The 18,350-nt window shown below is 48.5% G+C and carries 14 protein-coding genes; 1 reads left to right on the top strand and 13 read right to left on the bottom strand.

The genetic code is table 11. The annotated features are described in order from the left end of the window. Positions 1–149: 149 nt before the first annotated feature. The 10 genes from hrpB to NST33_RS11535 form a co-directional block, all read right to left on the bottom strand. Entirely contained in the window at positions 150–2,669 is a 2,520-nt protein-coding gene (gene hrpB / locus NST33_RS11580; RefSeq protein WP_221825178.1) for an ATP-dependent helicase HrpB, read from the bottom strand. Positions 2,670–2,822: 153 nt separating this feature from the next. Next, entirely contained in the window at positions 2,823–3,629 is an 807-nt protein-coding gene (locus NST33_RS11575) for an SDR family NAD(P)-dependent oxidoreductase (RefSeq protein WP_221825180.1), read from the bottom strand. Between the two features lie 183 nt (positions 3,630–3,812). Then, positions 3,813–4,655: a hypothetical protein gene (locus NST33_RS11570; protein WP_221825183.1), complete on the bottom strand. Its 843-nt coding sequence runs from the start codon at positions 4,653–4,655 to the stop codon at positions 3,813–3,815. A 10-nt stretch (positions 4,656–4,665) separates the two neighbouring features. Beyond that, positions 4,666–5,418, bottom strand: coding sequence for a vWA domain-containing protein (locus tag NST33_RS11565; RefSeq protein WP_124114120.1), 753 nt, complete (start codon positions 5,416–5,418; stop codon positions 4,666–4,668). Positions 5,419–5,673: 255 nt separating this feature from the next. Further along, complete coding sequence (locus tag NST33_RS11560; protein WP_221825185.1) at positions 5,674–7,749, bottom strand: hypothetical protein; 2,076 nt, start codon at positions 7,747–7,749, stop codon at positions 5,674–5,676. Between the two features lie 158 nt (positions 7,750–7,907). Then, positions 7,908–8,183: a WXG100 family type VII secretion target gene (locus tag NST33_RS11555; protein WP_017689071.1), complete on the bottom strand. Its 276-nt coding sequence runs from the start codon at positions 8,181–8,183 to the stop codon at positions 7,908–7,910. Between the two features lie 188 nt (positions 8,184–8,371). Further along, the gene (locus NST33_RS11550) at positions 8,372–8,920 is read right to left on the bottom strand and encodes a WXG100 family type VII secretion target (protein ID WP_017689072.1); all 549 of its coding nucleotides are present in this window, start codon (positions 8,918–8,920) and stop codon (positions 8,372–8,374) included. A gap of 6 nt (positions 8,921–8,926) precedes the next feature. Beyond that, positions 8,927–9,757 (bottom strand): hypothetical protein, encoded by an 831-nt coding sequence (locus NST33_RS11545; protein ID WP_221825187.1) that lies wholly within the window; start codon positions 9,755–9,757, stop codon positions 8,927–8,929. 16 nt (positions 9,758–9,773) lie between these two features. Then, positions 9,774–13,778: a type VII secretion protein EssC gene (gene essC, locus NST33_RS11540; RefSeq protein WP_221825189.1), complete on the bottom strand. Its 4,005-nt coding sequence runs from the start codon at positions 13,776–13,778 to the stop codon at positions 9,774–9,776. A 54-nt stretch (positions 13,779–13,832) separates the two neighbouring features. Beyond that, entirely contained in the window at positions 13,833–14,153 is a 321-nt protein-coding gene (locus NST33_RS11535) for a hypothetical protein (RefSeq protein WP_221825192.1), read from the bottom strand. Between the two features lie 422 nt (positions 14,154–14,575). On the opposite strand from NST33_RS11535, the gene NST33_RS11530 reads away from it, so the two are divergent. After that, positions 14,576–14,815 (top strand): hypothetical protein, encoded by a 240-nt coding sequence (locus NST33_RS11530; protein WP_074094612.1) that lies wholly within the window; start codon positions 14,576–14,578, stop codon positions 14,813–14,815. 94 nt (positions 14,816–14,909) lie between these two features. On the opposite strand, the gene NST33_RS11525 is transcribed toward NST33_RS11530, so the two are convergent. The 3 genes from NST33_RS11525 to NST33_RS11515 form a co-directional block, all read right to left on the bottom strand. Then, positions 14,910–16,243 (bottom strand): IS3 family transposase gene (locus NST33_RS11525; protein WP_339183318.1). Its coding sequence is split into 2 segments (ribosomal slippage): positions 14,910–15,841 and positions 15,841–16,243, totalling 1,335 coding nucleotides; the frame shifts between segments, so codons are not numbered across the junction. Between the two features lie 164 nt (positions 16,244–16,407). Further along, the gene (locus tag NST33_RS11520) at positions 16,408–16,560 is read right to left on the bottom strand and encodes a hypothetical protein (protein WP_164783094.1); all 153 of its coding nucleotides are present in this window, start codon (positions 16,558–16,560) and stop codon (positions 16,408–16,410) included. 245 nt (positions 16,561–16,805) lie between these two features. Continuing rightward, the gene (locus NST33_RS11515; RefSeq protein ID WP_221824091.1) at positions 16,806–18,281 is read right to left on the bottom strand and encodes an aldehyde dehydrogenase family protein; all 1,476 of its coding nucleotides are present in this window, start codon (positions 18,279–18,281) and stop codon (positions 16,806–16,808) included. Positions 18,282–18,350 lie beyond the last annotated feature (69 nt).

The following is an 18,350-nucleotide window of genomic DNA, read 5'->3' as shown; positions in this document are numbered from 1 at the left end:
GCGTCCAAATCATCTTGAAGTCCAGACTGGCTGATCCTGGTGAATTGTCCAGACGATATTCTAAGGAACCGGGGACGGCTTATTAGCCTTTGGGTCTTCATTTTAGTTTATATGGAATCGTTGATGTCTTAAAGAATGAAGTAATTCATCTACTTGCCCCGTGGTTTGGCTCGATTCGTGGCGACCGCTTCAAGTGGATTATCCGGCCAGTAGTGCTTCGGATAACGACCTTTCAGGTCTTTTTTGACGTCAAAGTACGTCTCTCGCCAGAAATTCGCCAAGTCTCGTGTGACCTGTACAGGTCGCTGAGCCGGTGATAATAGGTGGATGGTCAACGGGACTCGCCCACCCGCTATACGCGGTGTCTCCTGTTGTCCAAACATCTCCTGTAATCTTACCGCCAGCGCCGGGTCCTCTGGACGACTGTAGTCCACGGGAATACGAGAACCACTGGGCACCTGTATATGCGTCGGCGCTTCATCGTCCAGTTGTTGTCGTTGCGTCCAGCTCAATCCACCCAGTAATACATCCTGCATCGACAATCTCTTCAGGTCGGCTGCCGATCGCATGCCTATCAGATAAGGGGTAAGATGTTCTGCCAACTCTTCTGTTAGATTATCTTCGATCAGGTCGGGCCACTCAGGTAGATGGAGATGCAGGAACCGCAGCCTGTCCGCAAGTTGTCTGGATGTTTTTGTCCAGGGCAAACAATCAAGCCCTTCCATCCGTATTCCGGTTAACAGTGCTTCCAGCACCTGATCTTCAGGTGGCTGTGCAATACTGCTCTCTTTAATCACAAGGGCTCCAATACGAAGTCTCTTATGTGCGCGAACGCTGCGGGTATTGGAATCCCAGGCCACTTGTACTTCATTGTGCAGCAAGTGCTGCCCTGCCTGCACCAATGTCTGCTCCTGCAGCGGCGCAGCCAGCAGGATGCGAGCATCTGCGCCCTGGTCGTCTGCCTCGGCTGCGACCAGATACGCTGAACGGCTCAGCGATTCTGTCGCTGCGAGCCGTACGCCGCGGCCGCTGCTCAGCAGATAGCGGCCGTCCTCCCGGCGTTGCCCGATCCGGTCCGGATAGGCGAAGGACAGCAGCAATCCGCAGCTGTCCTCATCCGGCCGCACCGGATCGGCCGCCGGGCCGAGCGCCGAGCGCAGCTGGCGGCTCTCCTGGAGCATGCGCCGCACGGCCGCGCCGTCTGCGACAGCCGCGGCCGCTTGAGACATGCCGCTGCTGTCCGCGGTCAGCAGCGCCTCTACGCGCGGGCGGAGGTCCGTGCCCGCGCCTGCACTGCCACTGCTGCGAAGGCCCGCAGGCTCCTGCAGCAGTGCCGCCAGCATGCTGGCGTAGCTGGCCAGCCCAAGCTCCGCTGCGCGGAGCAACATGCTGGCCAGTCGCGGATGCACGCCAAGCGTGTTCATCCGCCGCCCGAAGGGCGTGATGCGGCCTGCGTCGTCCAGGCCGCCCAGCTGGCGCAGCAGCGCCTGTGCCTGGCCGTAGGCGCCGTCAGGCGGGGTGTCCAGCCATTGCAGCTCTGCTGGGGACTGGACACCCCAGACGGCAAGCTCCAGCGCCAGCGGCGCAAGATCCGCGGAGGTGATCTCCGGGCGTGCTGCCTCAGGCAGTCCCCCGTGAACCTCTTCGCTCCATAGCCGATAACACACCCCCGGGGCAATTCGCCCTGCACGCCCCCGCCGTTGATCGGCTGACGCCTTGGACACCGGCAGGGTGACGAGTCGGCTCATGCCGGTGCGCGGCGAGAATGCCGATGCACGACTCAGCCCTGCGTCCACCACAATCTTAACTCCAGCGAGTGTGAGGCTGGATTCCGCAATGGAGGTGGACAACACCACTTTGCGCGCGCCCTCAGGGGCCGGCCGTATGGCCTCATCCTGTTGTTCCACCGGCATACTGCCATACAGGGAATGAACATTCACATGTCCAGGAAGAGATCCATTTGATAACTCCCGTTCTGTACGGTGTATCTCTCTTGCGCCAGGAAGGAAAACAAGCACGTCCCCCTCCTGTTCGGCTAATGCCCTGTTCACCGTCTGAGCCGTGAATTGTTCCAGTGGCATGGCTGTTGGTTTCGGTACATATCGTGTTTCCACCGGAAACGTACGGCCCGGACAATGAATTGATCTTGTGCCTTCACCAAGCAATGCACAGACCGGAACAGGATCAAGGGTTGCCGACATGATCAACAGTTTCAGATCCGGACGTAACATCGCTCGCGATTCCAAGGCCAGAGCCAGACCCAAATCCCCATGTAAATGCCGCTCATGGAATTCATCAAATATAATCATCGCCGTATCCTCAAGACCCTGGTCCTGCTGCAACATCCGGGTCAATACCCCTTCCGTCACAACTTCAATCCGTGTCACCTGACTCACCCGGGTATCCATGCGTACACGATATCCTACCGTCTGCCCCGCCTTTTCCCCTAGCGTAGCCGCCAGTCTCGATGCAGCCGAACGCGCAGCCAACCTTCGGGGTTCCAGCATAATGATTTTCCGTCCCGCGACCCACGGCTCCTCCAGCAAAGCCAGCGGTACAACCGTCGTTTTTCCCGCTCCTGGCTCTGCAATTAACACACCTGTATCTTGATTCCGAAATAACTGTCTTAATTCAGGAATAACCTCTTGTATCGGTAACTCTATATGCATATAATCGCTCCTAATGAATGTACCCTACTGCTCTTCAGTATCTCTATTCGAATGTTAGCATTATAACAAAAAAAGCCGTTCCAGAGGAACGACTATCGCAGACATATCCTAAGACACGACTTAAGTAAAATGGAATTTATCCAGAATGCTCACTTAGCTGAGCAATGATTCGGCACCATCAATGACGATCTCTGCTCCGGTAATATGTCTGGATTCAGACGAAGCGAGGAAGCTTACCAGATCCGCAACATGTTCCGGCTGACCAGGTCCATCTGCAAGTGGCTGCTGGCCTTCCGGGAACTCCATTGGAATAATGATCTGTTGCAGATCATCCGTTTTGACCGTACTTTGATCGATATTGGTCGCAATTGCTCCCGGACAGATCACGTTAACACGTATCTTGAACTTCGCGAGCTCAAGCGCCGCCATCTTCGCAAAAGCAACCTGCCCTGCCTTGGATGTGCTGTACGCCGACATACCAAAGCTTGAGAAGCGTTGATTGCCGTTAATCGAACTTGTAATGATAATGCTGCCGCCACCCCGTTTTTTCAAGTGAGGCAATGCATATTTAACGGTGAAAAATGTGCCATCCAGGTTGGTTGTAATAATCTGCTGCCAATCTTCAACCTGAATCTCTTCAATGGGTGCCGATACCCCATTAATGCCCGCATTGGCAAAAACAATATCCAAACCGCCGAATAACTCAACGGTTTCCAGTACAGCCTTTTCCACACGTGCCGGGTCGGCAATGTCTACATCAAATGCTCTTGCCGCACCAGGGTGCAGCGCATTAATCTCTGCTTCCGTTTCCGAGATCCGATCATTCACCAGATCAAACAATGCAACATGTGCACCCTCTTTAGCCAGCTTGACTGCAGTGGCCTTCCCAATCCCGGAGCCTGCTCCGGTAATAATTGCAACCTTCCCTTGAAACCGTGACTTGCCGTTATGTTGTGTCATTATCCATTCCACTCCTTTGATTTAGCAATTATGTAAGAATGTACGTTCAAGCTCAAAATCAATTCTTCACAAGATTACCCAAAAAGAGTGTCTTTTAAATCAACACCAGCAAGTTTTTTCACCGTTGATCTACACCAACGTCACAGCAACTTCAGGATCAGTCCACAACTTTATAACCGGCACTCACCATTCCAGCTCAATGAAAGCGGCATCATCTTCAAGTCCGCCCGTATGTGTAGCATCCAGCAGTACCTGAATGTGTTCATCCGGGACATAGGCTTGAATGGCATCCAGGTCGTTCAGTCCATCCGTATATAACTGGAGCCGCAGCGAATCGCCTGCTGAACCTTTTGTCTCATAGATGTGCGGCTTGCCACCCACGGGACCATCAAGTGTAGACCAACGCTCATTCGTTTTGCAATGTGCCTGGAACATGTCAGACTGTTCCTGATTATTGCGCCAAAGGCGAATACGTGAATCTCCTTGCCACGCTAACCACACACGGCTTTTGCGTCCTCCTCCCGTGAGCTCAATCCGCCCACAGACATACATGGCCTGGCTCCCACGGCTTCGTTTTTCCATTAATACTTCACGCAGTAACAGAGGGGAACTTTCCAGTGGTTGTAATTTCTCCAGTTGCTCGGATGCAGGAAGGGTCAGATCATGAAGAAGACGTTCCACGGCCTCAACCGTCGGATGCTGCGTCGTTTCCAGCCAATCCAGCAAAGCATTTCCCAGAAACCGTGCTGCAAAGTCGCCCAGATAACTCATGCCTACTCCATCACATAATACAAAATTGCAGACATTCCCATTCATGCGGACCGCAGCAAAATCCTGTCCGGAATCACCCTGATTAACCGTCTCTGCGGCTCTGCCGTAACCATATCTGCACTTGAATGCACCTTGATAACGAGTTAATGGCTGTTCTCCGGTCTGCACACTCACATACCGAAAGTTGCCATGCCGTTGCTCGACATGGCCCCCCTTATCACCAGCAGACAATGTTGCCAATCGTATCGCTCTCATGATTCCCCTCCTATCTAACAGGCGTAGCAGCGGACATCTGGAACCCGATCGATACCAATTCTGCACAGGTACCTGGCAGCATCATGAGTGCACCGGGAGCAAGCAAATAATCAGCTTCAACAAGCATTTCCCGATAACTTTCGGGCAGGACGGATGACATATTCCGCAGCTTCTCTCCATGCTCATCCTGTAGATTCGTTTCCGAAGAGATTCCCTTCCATCTTCGAGGTTCAGCAATTGGCCCATCCAGCAGATGATCCGATATAAAAATATTCTCGACCAACACATTGCCGTCCGGCACACTCATGCCCATGATTCTCTTGGCAATCGGTTCGGGATCTTCACCTGTAGCCACCCCATCGGTCATGTGGCATACAAGTGGCGCAGGACAGTCCTGCATATTCGGAATCTCGGCCTGTAGAATCTTTTCCGCCTGCAGGAAAGCCTTCGCAGAATCTGAAAACCGTCTCGGTGTCAGGTCAGGCAAAGAACCAACTGCAGCAATTTCGTCAATCCCTTTGATTCCGTTCAACAAGTCATATACATCATCACTGTAAGCCAATATGGCTATACGATAGCGCGGTGTCAGACGATTTCCCTTAGTAGACCGAAATACCATTTGCCGGATCGCGAGAGATAAGGCATCATAGACGACGTCAATCCGTCGACGATTTTCCAGAACCATGTTCATGGAGGCGCTAATATCAATTAAATATATAATAAGTGCAGGTGTACGCTGTGATGCTTGAATCGTGTAGTTCATCTAGGATGAGTCACCTCCATCATTCACGTGTTATTTTATAAGAAGTTGTTCAAAAAGTCCTCTTTTGATTACGATGGATGCCTGTAGGCATCATCAGCATCGAATATGAAATTCAGCGAATAAGCTTATGCTTACGAAGTATGTTTCTTTCGGAAACATTTTAGTTGCTCACGTAGTTCTTCCTACGCTCCGCTACTCCATTTCTAGCTTCATCCCATCTTCTCGGTACTGAAAACCGCCCTTTTTGAACACGTATTATAAGTTAGGCAACGTGTAGCTGTTGTTGCTCAGGAATTTGTTAATGGCACTCATTCGAGCAGCCACTTTGCCGACACCTTTGAAATAGGAAGCATCGGTATTGTAGAGATTTTTGAAATCACGGGCATATGCTTCCGCATTTTCAATTTTTCTGCCTTTTTGCGCGTTATACGTCTTATTGTAATGAGCAATCAGCGTGACCACATTCTGGGCACGTTTTTTCTTCAGAGCTGCTTTTTGAGCAATTTCCTGTTGACGTTTAACTTCAGCTGCCGCTTTACGCTCCGCTTCCTGTTTTGCAAGCTTCGCATCATTCTCTTTTTTCCAGACCAGATAAGCTTCGTATTTCGCCTGTTTATCGTACTTCTCCTGCTGCGCTCTCTTAGCGGCTTCTTTCTTCTGCTGTTCCTGCTTCACCAGAAAGGCCTCATATTTCGCCTGTTTGTCGTACTTGGCCTGTAACGCCTTACGTTCTTCTTCCTTTTTCTTTGCTTCAGCTTCCTTCTGCTTGGCTTCAGCGAGCTTTTTCTTTTCCTCTGCGTCCAGTTTTGCAGCATCTGCGGCCTTTTGCTTCTCTTGTTCTTCCTGTTGTTTGAGCGCAGCTGCCTTTGCTGCTTCAGCCTCTTCCGCAGCTTTGATATCTGCCAGTCGTGTGGCTTCCTGCTGTTCTTTCTGCTTCACCTCTGCCTGATCGGCGAGTATTTTGACCGTTGGCACGCCACCTGCCAGCAATACAATAAGCACAGCAGAGGATATCATGAACTTTTTGGATCTGTAGAATGGCACAGGTACAGGTTTGTCTGTGTCTTCTTTTGGATTAAGCTTGGCATCCAGTTCCTTGATTGCAGCCTCCACTTCCATCTGCATCGCGCTGTTATGAGGAATAAAATGATAAAGCGAGCGGTACACTTCCAGTGCTGCAGCCGGTTTATCTTCATCCTCCAGGGCTCTTGCTTGCAGGAACAGACGGTTCACAACCGCTTCCTGATCGGGAGAGTGCGGCGTTTGAGGACGGTTCCCGTCTTGCGTATTCACCGGTTCAATTACTGGTTCTGAGCTCTTTTTCAGATTCACATCAGCTTCGGACGGATTGGCAGCTTCTTCTTCCGATGTCGCAGCAGCAGCCGCATTGGCCTGATTCACGTCTACCGCAGCCAATGCAACATACCACTCACCAAACGTCGGGCAGCTGCTCAGATCGTGACTTTCCCAAGCTCGAATGAACAGATCGGACAGTTTGGAACCCCAACGCTTCTCAAGGGACTCCCGCATCGCATAATAGCGTTCACTCACCGTTTGCATTTCATGCTGGTCAAAATAACTTTCGCCCCACGCTTTCTCTACAATCACAGGGTCCGACCAGCTTAACATTTCAGCAATGATAACAGCTCCGGCAAATCGGTCAGCATATGAACTCCACAAACCGCTGTGCACTGTTCGATGGGCTGCATAACCGGGTGACCCGGCAAGCAGGGCATCCGGACGATCCATCTTGGAACCGTACATCTGCTCGACATCCACAAGTTCTACCGCAGACGCCTTCCCCAGGTTCTCCACTTCGGAAAAAAACGGAATCATTACATTGGGAGCGGACATATCACAATGAGCCAGTCCACGTTGTTCCATAGCCGAACCCGTTCCAGCAAGCGCTCTAGCCAGCTTCAGGCTCTCCTCAGCCGTCAACTGTCTCTGATCACTGATCACATCGAACCAGGTCTGACCTTGCACCCATGGCATCAACACCGCATATAACAGATCGGGATGTTTTCCAATGAGCGCTCCGTTTCTTTCCGGAGTGAGCACATCACGCTTGCATACCTGCAAACCTGGCAGTTCACTATAAGACTCCATATGTTCAGACTGATATACCATAGCCGGAATACGGAATTTAGGAAAAAAGACTTTTAGTGCTTTGGACCCATGAATGGAACCATTACGGGGTATCAACTGATAAACAATCCCCTGCCTTCCGGCTTGGGCATAAGCCAGACCCGGCGCAGCCGGATGTTGCCCAATCGTATAGGCAATGTCGTTAATCACCACTTCATCCCCGGGATTTGGTTGAAAAGACATGCTTATCCCTCTCTCTGTCCTAGTGTCATAGTTGCAACAAAAACCGGGTGTTGTGAAAACGCCCGGTTTTTGCTGTAGTTGTACATCTTCAGCTTGCTATCCACCTATAATTCAGGACGAATTCAGACTTCACATCGGCCTGATCTATGTAAAGCAGATTAACGAGCTTGGTCAGCTGTACGGAATTTGTTAGCAATAGCTGTAAGTTCAGCGCTGATACTGTTCAGCGTTTGAACGAATGATTGCATTTGTTTGCTAGCTTCCTGGAACTCCTGGAAGAAGCGTTGCTTTGTCATACCTTCCCATTGTCCTTCCATGCTTGTGATGGATTGAGTCAATGTAGATACGATTTGCTGACTTTGCTCACCGCTTTGTTTAAATTGGTTGGAAACCTGATCAAGCTGCTCTGGGGTAACTAAAATACGTCCTGCCATTTGTAAATTCCTCCTTGGTTTGTGCAATTAAATTTTTAGCTTGTTCAAATTGTACTATACCAGGATCGATCGGACAAAAGCCGAAGGACCTAATCCTATTTACCCCATTTTCAGCATTTGAAACTTCTCCTAACAGCCTATTTACAAAAAAAAAATTCACTTTCTGCTGTTACTTTCATTTACTTTGCTCAGGAAACCACAGGCTCGGTCCCTCTTCTCCCCCGAAAGGAAGGATCTGTGAATCTCCATGCTACAGGCTCAGGCTGCATAGCCTGCACCAGTGTAGCCGGGGAGCCATCAGGCGGAGCGGCATCCTGTACACGATATACGGCCGCCATTGCGGAAAGGGGATCGGATACTACAGCTACAGTTGCAGAATGTGCAGGCATGATTTCTCCTGTACGATTGTTCTGAAGAACATTCAGCATATTGACCGCATTACCATAGGCTGTGTTCACATGACTCAGCACGGAACGATACTCCATGTCTGCCTGCTGGAATAACAACGCTTTGCGTCCCAGCTGTACGCTTAAGTCCATTAATCGACGCAGCGCATCCTCGCCCAGTCGTTTACTGTGATTCCATTCATTCATCACCGCTGCGCGGGATTCAACCTCCCACTCCAGCGAATGAATCGCCTGATCCAACACTGTCATCTTTTGCTGTATTTGCTCCGCTGCATACTGAATCTGCTTGCTCAGTGCCCGAAGCACATCCGGTTCCACACGAATGCGCATTTACCATCACCTTTCCTCTTCCCCTGCAGGCTGTTTAAGCCAGTCCAGCAGCATCTCGTGAAACTGTTCTCTAGTCGTCAGTGCTGCAACAAGCCAATCATCTGAAGCCGCAGTGCTCATCCGGAACAACCAGTTGGAGACCGCACTTGCAGCAAATGCTGCCGACTGTGATTTCCACCCATCTTCATTCCATACAAGCAACCTAAGCTCCCCGTCTGACTCCTTACCCACCAGACAGCGTGCCAGTGCAAGTGAGCCCTCAGGATCACTTGTCTCCTGCTCGAGCTCCTTTGCTACGGTCTGTATCCCGCTGTTTTCGAGCTCATTCATGACATCATAAAATTTTTTCTTGGAGCACATTAGGGCCGGTTTCTCCGCAGGAGAATGGCCGCTCCATTTCATCCGCTCTATCAGAACATCAATGGCTTCACGAACACTTCCCAGATCGCTGAGCCGGAACGAGTCCGGTACGTCGTCAACACGGGAAACTTCAACGACCCGCTCATCCGTGCAATGGATATAACTCTCATACGACTTTCCGTTGATCGTGTAGCGAATCCAACAAGCTCTGTCGGACAATCCGGCAATGGCTACCCTGGAGAAAACGGTCGGTGTCATGATCAGCTCATCGGTATCCTGATCCCGAATCAGATATCCTTTGTCCAGCAGGGAGGTTTTGACACGCTCCCACTCCATCGCGATATCCTCCGCCATATAGCCGCGAAACGGATCTTCCACACCAAGCAGTCGGTCTGAACCGAGAATACCAGCCAGGAAAAAAAGTTCCTTTGTTTGCAACGTGACTACCTTTTGCTTAGAATCATGAACCGTCAACATTATGAGCCACCTCCCCTCAAACTACAACATGCCATCGGTCACGAATTTCAGAAATCCAATCGGTCATTTTCCAGCTGTCATCACATGGAACTGCACCTTTAACCCTGGAATATTTACGTTTTACATAATAACCTTGACCCGGAGGCAGTACCTTCAGCCCACCTGTACTACCTCCAGATTCGGAATAAGGTATACGGAAGAACGAGAGATCGTTAGGGTCTAAAGTCCCGAACAGCATTCCGCTCTGGGAAGCCTTCACATCCGTTACCCAGTCAGAACCAAAGGTTGGGAAGTCTGCCGGAACCCCGGACAGAATCACGTGTACACCGCGATCCCTTCCTTGACGAACAATCGCTCCCAATTGATCTTTTACATTAAAATCGTTTAGCTGCTTGGACAAGGTGTCCGCATCGTCGATAACGAGCACAAGTTCCGGTCCACCGGAAATCTCGCCTCTTTTCAGAACTTCATCGTACAACTGTTGAATCACAGGTGCAAGCTGTTCTTCTCGCGATACATGTCCACGGACATGGGGCAAACTGCTGATTTCCCCCAGCCCACCTGAGCCATAACGCATATCTACTGTGTATATTTGCACATCTTCCGGAGAAGCATGATAAGCCAGTGATAACATCCATGTCAATAAAAATGTCGTTTTGCCGCCTTCCATCGGACTCGTTACCATGAAATGCGGACCTTCACGCAGATTAAGCTCGAATGGTTCCAGATCATCCGTAAGCAGTCCCACAGGAACAGTTACAGACGATGTATCCCAAGCCTGACCATAAGATCCTGTCTGAATGAGCAGATCTTTCAGTTTGATCTCTTCCGGAAGTGGAGCAATCTGCGGCGCTTCTTCGCCTGTCCAGCCTTGGCGAATCTCAGCAATCGTACGGCGCAGTGCAGATGAACGCTTGCCCTCATCTGCCCCGGAAGAAGGTAATGCCGCCTGGAACATTAACGGAGGCACTTGCCCTTTGACCAGACCTCTTCCTGGCGGAAGTTGACTTGGCGCCTTGGAAGGTCTTCCCACGGCATAATAATAATCGCTTGGATCGGATAACTCAAATGAAACCGCATTGGGAATATTGCTTCTGAATTTTTCAAATACATCTGTTACCCGATTCGCAGTAAGCACAAAGGTGATACCCAGACTTCCGCCTTCACGCAGGATCGTCTCCAGAAGTTCATTTTCTTCCGGATAGGCATTGCGGAATGAAAGATAACCATCAATAACGACCACAACCTGCGGGACTGCGGCGTGAGCTGAACGGCGGTACGCCGAAATCGTTTTAACACCCGCCTCCGAGATGATATCTTTACGTTGTGCTGACAGCTTGAGAATATAGCGGAATAATCGCTTGATCCGGTCTTCCTCTTCAGCCATCATCACGCCACCGATCTGAGGTAGTGCTGCAAAATCCTTCATCATACGGCCCATGTCGATAATGTAACCATGCCAAGGCTCCGTTCTATGGGAACGTGCCAGGGACATAAGCAAGGTCTGAACAAATGTTGTTTTGCCCAGTCCTGGCATGCCGTACACGACCAGATGTCCTTGATCCACAGGCAATGCGAGCGGCTGCTGGCGTTGATTCGGGAGATCATCCAGCAAACCCACCAGTGGTTTCAAACCACTCGCTCCGCCATCAAGCAGCAAATCCCGATTCTCTTCTTCCTGCCAGTCCTGAAGACCTTCCCATTCCAGTGTCTCTGGTAAAGGTGGCAACCATGGTCCTGGCAAACGACGGATACCCGCATCCGCTGCAGACTGTGCAACATAATCAATAAATACCTGAAGCTGTTTCGGAACATCTTCCCCTTTGAGAACGGCTCTGCGCTCACCAGTTAACAGAGGCTCCCGCTTACCGTTCAGGCGCACTTCCATAACAGGCAATACCGTCGTTGAATCCTCCTGCTGGTTATATGGTGCACCACTCCAGGCAAATTGCATTTCTTCAAACACTTCATCACTACCAACCTGGAAATATCCACGACCAGGCTTTGTAATCCAGGCAGCATTTGGAATCTTGATCATGTCCCTGCTATCTCCCTCACTCTGTACGCGAAGGCAGATCCGGAAGCGCGAATTACTCCATATTTTATCGTCCACAACACCAGCAGGCTTTTGGGTTGCCAGAATTAGATGAACCCCTAGTGTCCGGCCAATGGCCGCGATACTGATCAATTCATCCATGAACTCCGGCTGATCCCGTTTCAATTGAGCAAACTCGTCAATGATAATAACCAGATGTGGCAGTGGCTGTTCATGTCTGGAACGCAGAATTTTATAATATTCATCAATATGCTGGAGATTTCCCGCATCATTTAATATCTTTTGCCTTCTGACCAGTTCGGCACGAAGTGAGATATTCGCCCGCTCGATCAGATTCCCATCCAGATTGGTGATCGTCCCTACCACATGAGGCAGATCGACAAATGTGTTGGACATACCGCCACCTTTATAGTCAATCAACATAAACGCCAGATCATGTGGATGGAATTCAGCAGCCAGTGAAGCTACGATGGACTGGATGACTTCACTTTTACCTGAACCAGTTGTACCTGCAATCAGACCATGGGGACCATGACCCTGACGTTCGATTTTATCATGCAGGTTAAGAGCAATTTTTTTGCCACCAGCTCTTACGCCCATAGGAACGGGAAGTGTGTCAGGATATCTTGTCTGTCCCCACCTGGACACCACATCCAGTTCCTCCACACGTGATGTGCTCAGCATATCGAATAACGGGAGCAGTTGCGGGATATCCGACGCAGATGAACGCTTCAAACGAATCGGTGACATATATCGGGAAAGTGCCTCTGCCATCTCCTTCGAGATTACATCAGGCTTGTACGTTTGCTGAATAACATCCGCATCTTCCGTTTTTTTGATATACACCCCTTTGCCTTTGGAGGCATCCATAATCAACTGACAATGCATCGGTAGAGACTCCTTGCGATTAGCCAGTATGATGGTGCATACATCAATGTCTTGAGCCGACTCCAGCAGCAGCGGAAGTAACGGTTCTTCTTCAATCAATTGTGTATCGGAGAGAATCACAACGTAACATGGCGTTTGTATGCTTTTCTTGTAGCGGTCTTCCTTATTGTTACGGCGCCGGTTCAACACGGAAAACAAGCTGTCCGCTAATTGATGCGCACCGCTGTGCCTGTCGGCCATATAGCGTTGTCCTTGGTCTTCATCCCAGATATGGGGCATCCAGCGAAGCCAGTCCCATTCCTTGCTGTCCTTCTCTTCATAAAAAGCAGCAAGCTTCAGTTCATCCGGGGAATGGCGTACCGTCAGTTGTGAGATGATGACTCGCAGGGAAGCAAGCACTTCCTCCCGATCACCGACAAGTCCCATAACCTTCGATTGGAACAAAGGCAATGTAATGGAAGCATCCGGTACCGTCTGGAATTCAGCCGCAAGTTCATGGGCCGCTTCAATCAGCTCATCCTTCTCATAACCATCAATCCGCGGAACCTGAAGTTTGATGCGGAATGGAATCTCTCCCGTACCAATGCGCACCTGAAGGAAATCATCATCCTCTGGTGAACGCTCCCACAAGGAACTGTTCCGGTTCTTCACCACTTGAAGACACACACCCGGATCACCATGAATTTCGTACAGGCTCTTCACTTGCTCCGCCTGAGCTTCTTTCAGTTCTTCCCGGTGTTTGTCCAGTTGGGCAAGATACATTATTTTTCGTTCTTCCAATTTTTTGCGATATGATTTCTTGTTGCTCAGATACACGAAGAATGGAATGGTGTAAGAAGTAAGCATCATCATGACCGTCATCATCTGAAACATCATATAATTACTGTTATTCATTTTGCCGGTCATATTGATATATACGTAGAAACCAATGCTGACCATGGTCATCATGATCGGCACAATAATGGATATCATGGAAAACGTGGGTTTGCTCGGTTCTGTTGGAGGCCTGAGTATTTCGAGTCTCTCTTCCTTGAGAACCGGTGTCATTCTTGGAGAACGCTGATATAACACATTCACGAAGAGAAGACCTCCTTTAGTTAGTTCAATAATGAATGTATACGTTCAAAAGCCCTATTTGTTGCTGTCCTGCTGAAACAATGAACGTCTTCCATATACAGGCGCTTCTTCTGAAGTCGTTGAAAATGCCCGCTGGACACGTACGCAACTGCCTTGCCGCAACCCGGTTTCCATTAACTGCTGCGCGTTCTGTGGAGAGAACCACAGACCTTCCGGAAACTTGGCTTCAAGGATGTACTGAATGCCGTCGCCCGGTGCCTGTCCAAAAATGCGAACGCCGAGTAATGTCTTCAAATGTTCGATGGTACATTCGTCCGGAACATCGATGTCGAACCATTCTCCTTCCTCGCGGCCGGAATACACGGTTAGAATCATCCGAATCCCTCCCATGGTCTCATATGTAAATTGTCCTAATGTCAGATTAAATCAAAAAAAAGAGAATGAATCGTTATATCAACCCTATTTTCTTACATAAACACCCTGTTTGCAATGTACCACCTGTAATTTTGTTACATATGACCCACGTATATATTAAAATATCGTACGTTCGACTCAGAACTTTCGTGGCAGTTATGCAATTAAATATTGCGAGGATACGAAAATTATCGTTTTTTGTTCCATTTAAATGGTAATTAAGTTACGTATTTCAGGACTTTTATTCCTTCGCTCACAATTGAATTGTGAACACTTTTCAAACATTACCCACCTTTATGTTTTCATAAGCTGATTTTAAGGTAATTTTAAGCATTGGAATTTAATATTAGCTGTATGAAATAACAACCGTGAGGTGATTTCAAGTGAGAACCCTAATAACCTTTCAAAACAAATCAATCCCTGTATATTTTAATCAAGAAAACAAACAACCTATGCAGAAGACATTAAGATTGCTTAGCAGTGCTCTTGAGCATAAAATTAGCAACGGTAAACGCGCCATTCAAAAATGTCTGCATTCTTTAATTAGTATTGAGATTGTTAATGGAGAAGCCATTCTCCACAGTCGAAGTGAAAACGACTCCCTTGCTTTATCCTTATATTAAAAGGAGTCAAACAAGACACAGTCAGTACAAGACATGAAAAAGGAAGCTGTCGTTATTAAACTGTACCCTATGTAAAGGACATTTCTAAAAAAAACTATATGGCTTCAAGAAGATGATCTCTGTATTGTACAGGGGTCATCCTTTTTAGGTTCCACTGGTATCTATAGTGATTATAGTAGGTCATATAGGCTTTAACTTCACGTTTGACTTCGTCTAACGTGGCATAGCTCTTTAAGGAAGTTTCATCCTTAAAATGACCAAAAAACGACTCCTGCGGTGCGTTATCCCAACAATTTCCTCGTCTTGACATGGATTGTCCAAGCCCCATCCGTTTCACTTTCTTCTGAAAATCCGGATGAGTGTAATGCGTACCTTGATCGGAATGAATGAAGGCATTACGACTCTTCTTGAATTTGCGATTTTTCTGTAAGTGAAGCAACGTGTTTGTCGCCAGATCCATCGTCATTCGCTCCGACACATGATAAGCCAAAATTTCATTGGTGGAACTATCCTTAATGGTGGACAGATAGGCGCGTTTCCCTTGGCCGTAACTTAAGTATGTAATATCTGTTAGAAGTACTTTGCCCGGGATGCCTTGTTTGAAGTTGCGTTGTAACAGGTTAGGCATGGTTCGATGTTCATGGGTTGCCTTCATCATTCGTTTGTAGGGATTAGCTCGTCGATGAGGGCATACAATATCGTATTTTTTCATGATTCTTCGGATGCGCTTGAGATTCCAAATGATCTGAAATTGTCCTTGCAGCGTCATCTTAATGGAACGAGCGCCCTTGTTACGTTTCTTAAACTGGAAGGCTTGACGAATGTACACACCTATTTCCTCATCAACCTGTTCCTTCTTCGTGCGTCTGTGAATGGCTGAAGTGCTCCAGTATCGGTAATATCCGCTTTTGGAGACCCCAGCAGTCTCACACAGAACACTTACCATTCGCTGAAGATGGTATTTCTCAATCACGGTTCGGATTAACCTGTATCGAAGGCTAGGCGTTAGTTTTACTCGTGGTTCCACCCCCGTTCGGCCAGGCGAATCTTTTTTAAGAGTTCATTCTCTGCTTGGAGCAGGTGAATCTGCGCTTCGAGTTTCGCGTTCTTTTCTGCCAAGGTTAACTCTCGTTTTAGAGACTCTCCTGAATGTTTGCCTCGTGTATCTTGTAAGCCTATAGCCCCTTGCTCGTTGTAACTGGCTCTCCATCGGTCGGCTGCGGCTTTGACCCGAGTCATTCCAATGATCTGAACGTCAAATCCACAAGTCTCAAAGATCTCTCTAGGCAGCCTTTCTTGCTGATTTAATGTAATAAAGAGTTGTTTGAACTCGTCCGTATAAGTGATTCCCTTGGTCGAAACAGACTTCACATAGGGATTTGTAGCAAGTTGCTCTAGTTCGCTTGTTGTAAATGTTTTCTTACTCATTAATCGTTCTCCGTCCTTGTCTCGTACATGGTATATAACAAAAATACCCCATAGAGAGACTTTTTTAAAGTATCTACTCTATAGGGTACAGTTTATATAGACAAGCTTCCTTTTTTGAGTTGTATACACGTTAACAGCGGATCGCAATTATTATCAGCCATCACTCAGTGCAGTTTGCTCAGGACATAGGCGGCATCATGTTCTTCCGCAATCTCGGCTTTACGAATACGAATGACAAACAGCCGAACCAAATTGGCACGTGTATGTTCTTCCTGACAGGTATTCAGTTTCCTCAGAATAAAGCGGTCAATGGACATGAATTTAAAGCCCCTTTGCCATTGGATTTACGGATCGATTCCTCCGTGTATCCATAAATAACCAGATAGCGTCAGCCCCAAACAGCTTTTCCACTCTTATGTTAAGCCATATTTTGCCGAGGTGTAAAATTGTGCAAAAAGCCCGTCTCACCAAGCTGGAGACGGACTTTCGCATGAATTGTCGATCTTTTTGTAACCCACTCTAATCATTCATAAATGCCCCTGCTAGTTCACCCTTTTTCGACTTATTTCACTCCCGGATATTCCCGATATTGGTGCTGAATGCTGATCCAACGAGTACGTGTAAACTTCTCAATCGCCCAATCCCCACCGAAACGTCCAATCCCTGAAGCTTTTTCACCGCCAAACATCACATGCGCTTCATCGTTCACAGACTGATCATTTACATGCACCATACCAGATTCAATGCGCTGGGCAACCTGATATCCTCGATTCAGATCTCTGGTAAATACGGAACCACTAAGTCCATAAGGCGTATCATTCGCCAAACGTACAGCTTCCTGCTCATCATGAGCCTTCATGATCACTGCTACTGGGCCAAACAATTCCTGCTGCACGATATCCTGTTCAGGTTTAACATCGGCAAGTACAGTAGGAGACAGCACACTGCCTTTACTGGTCCCCCCGAGCATTAACCGTGCGCCCTCGGCCTTGGTTTTGTTCACAAGCTCCAGCAGTCGTTCTACCTCTTTTTCCCGAATGAGAGGACCCACAAGTGTGTTGGCATCCGTTGGATCACCTGCCTGGACATTCTTCGTTTTGGCAACAAATGATTCGACGAATTGGTCGTAAATATCGGCATGCACAATGATACGATTCAGAGCCATGCAGATCTGTCCCTGATGCAGAAACTTGCCAAAGACCGCCGCTTCGGCAGCACGTTCAATATCCGCATCTTCCAGCACAACCATGGCGTTGTTGCCGCCTAGTTCCAGTGCTGTTTCTTTTAAATGTTCACCCGCCAGTTTACCGATCCCTTGTCCAACTTCTGTGGAACCCGTAAATGAAATTACTTTGGGAACCGGATGAGCGACAAAGTAATCCCCGATCTCGCTGCCACTTCCGGCAACGACATTCAGCACGCCCTCAGGCAGACCAGCCTGTTCAAACAAATCGGCAATGAGCCAACCTGCCGTAATCGGAGTGTCTGATGCCGGTTTAATCACCACACCATTACCAAGAGCAATCGCTGGAGCTACAGATCTCAGGCATAGATGCAAAGGGAAGTTCCATGGCCCGATAACACCAATTACTCCCTTCGGCTCACGAACCACACGGTTCTCTTTGCCAGGGGTATTGGACGGGATGATCTCACCCTTCATGCGATAAGGAAAAGATGCTGCTTCGTCCACAATGCGTTTAGCCGCTGCAAATTCCGCCTCCGATTTGATTCGGGTACTCCCGGATTCCGTGATCAACAGTTGAATGATCTCCTCTTTTCGCTCTGTCATCAGGGATGAAACTTTACGCAACACCTCTTCTTTCGCAGCAGGTAATGACTTCGCCCATTCAACCGAATTTTTCTGAGCTGACTCATAAGCCTTATCTATGTCTTTTTTATTGGAAGAGCGCCATGTGGCAATAACTTCTCCCGTATAAGGATTGATATTCTCCATTGTTTTCTCACCGGAGCCATCTACCCATTGGCCATTAATATATTGTTTCGTCCATGTTGTATGTTCAGTGTCCATTAAAGTCATGTGAATACGCCTCCTGATCAAGATAAAATGTCGCACCTGCACAACGGTGTAATACATCATTAACCTTGT

Source organism: Paenibacillus sp. FSL L8-0435, from assembly GCF_037965655.1.
Classification (GTDB): Bacteria; Bacillota; Bacilli; order Paenibacillales; family Paenibacillaceae; genus Paenibacillus.
The sequence above is the reverse complement of the archived record's forward strand: the minus strand, read 5'-3'. Positions and strand labels throughout refer to the sequence as shown.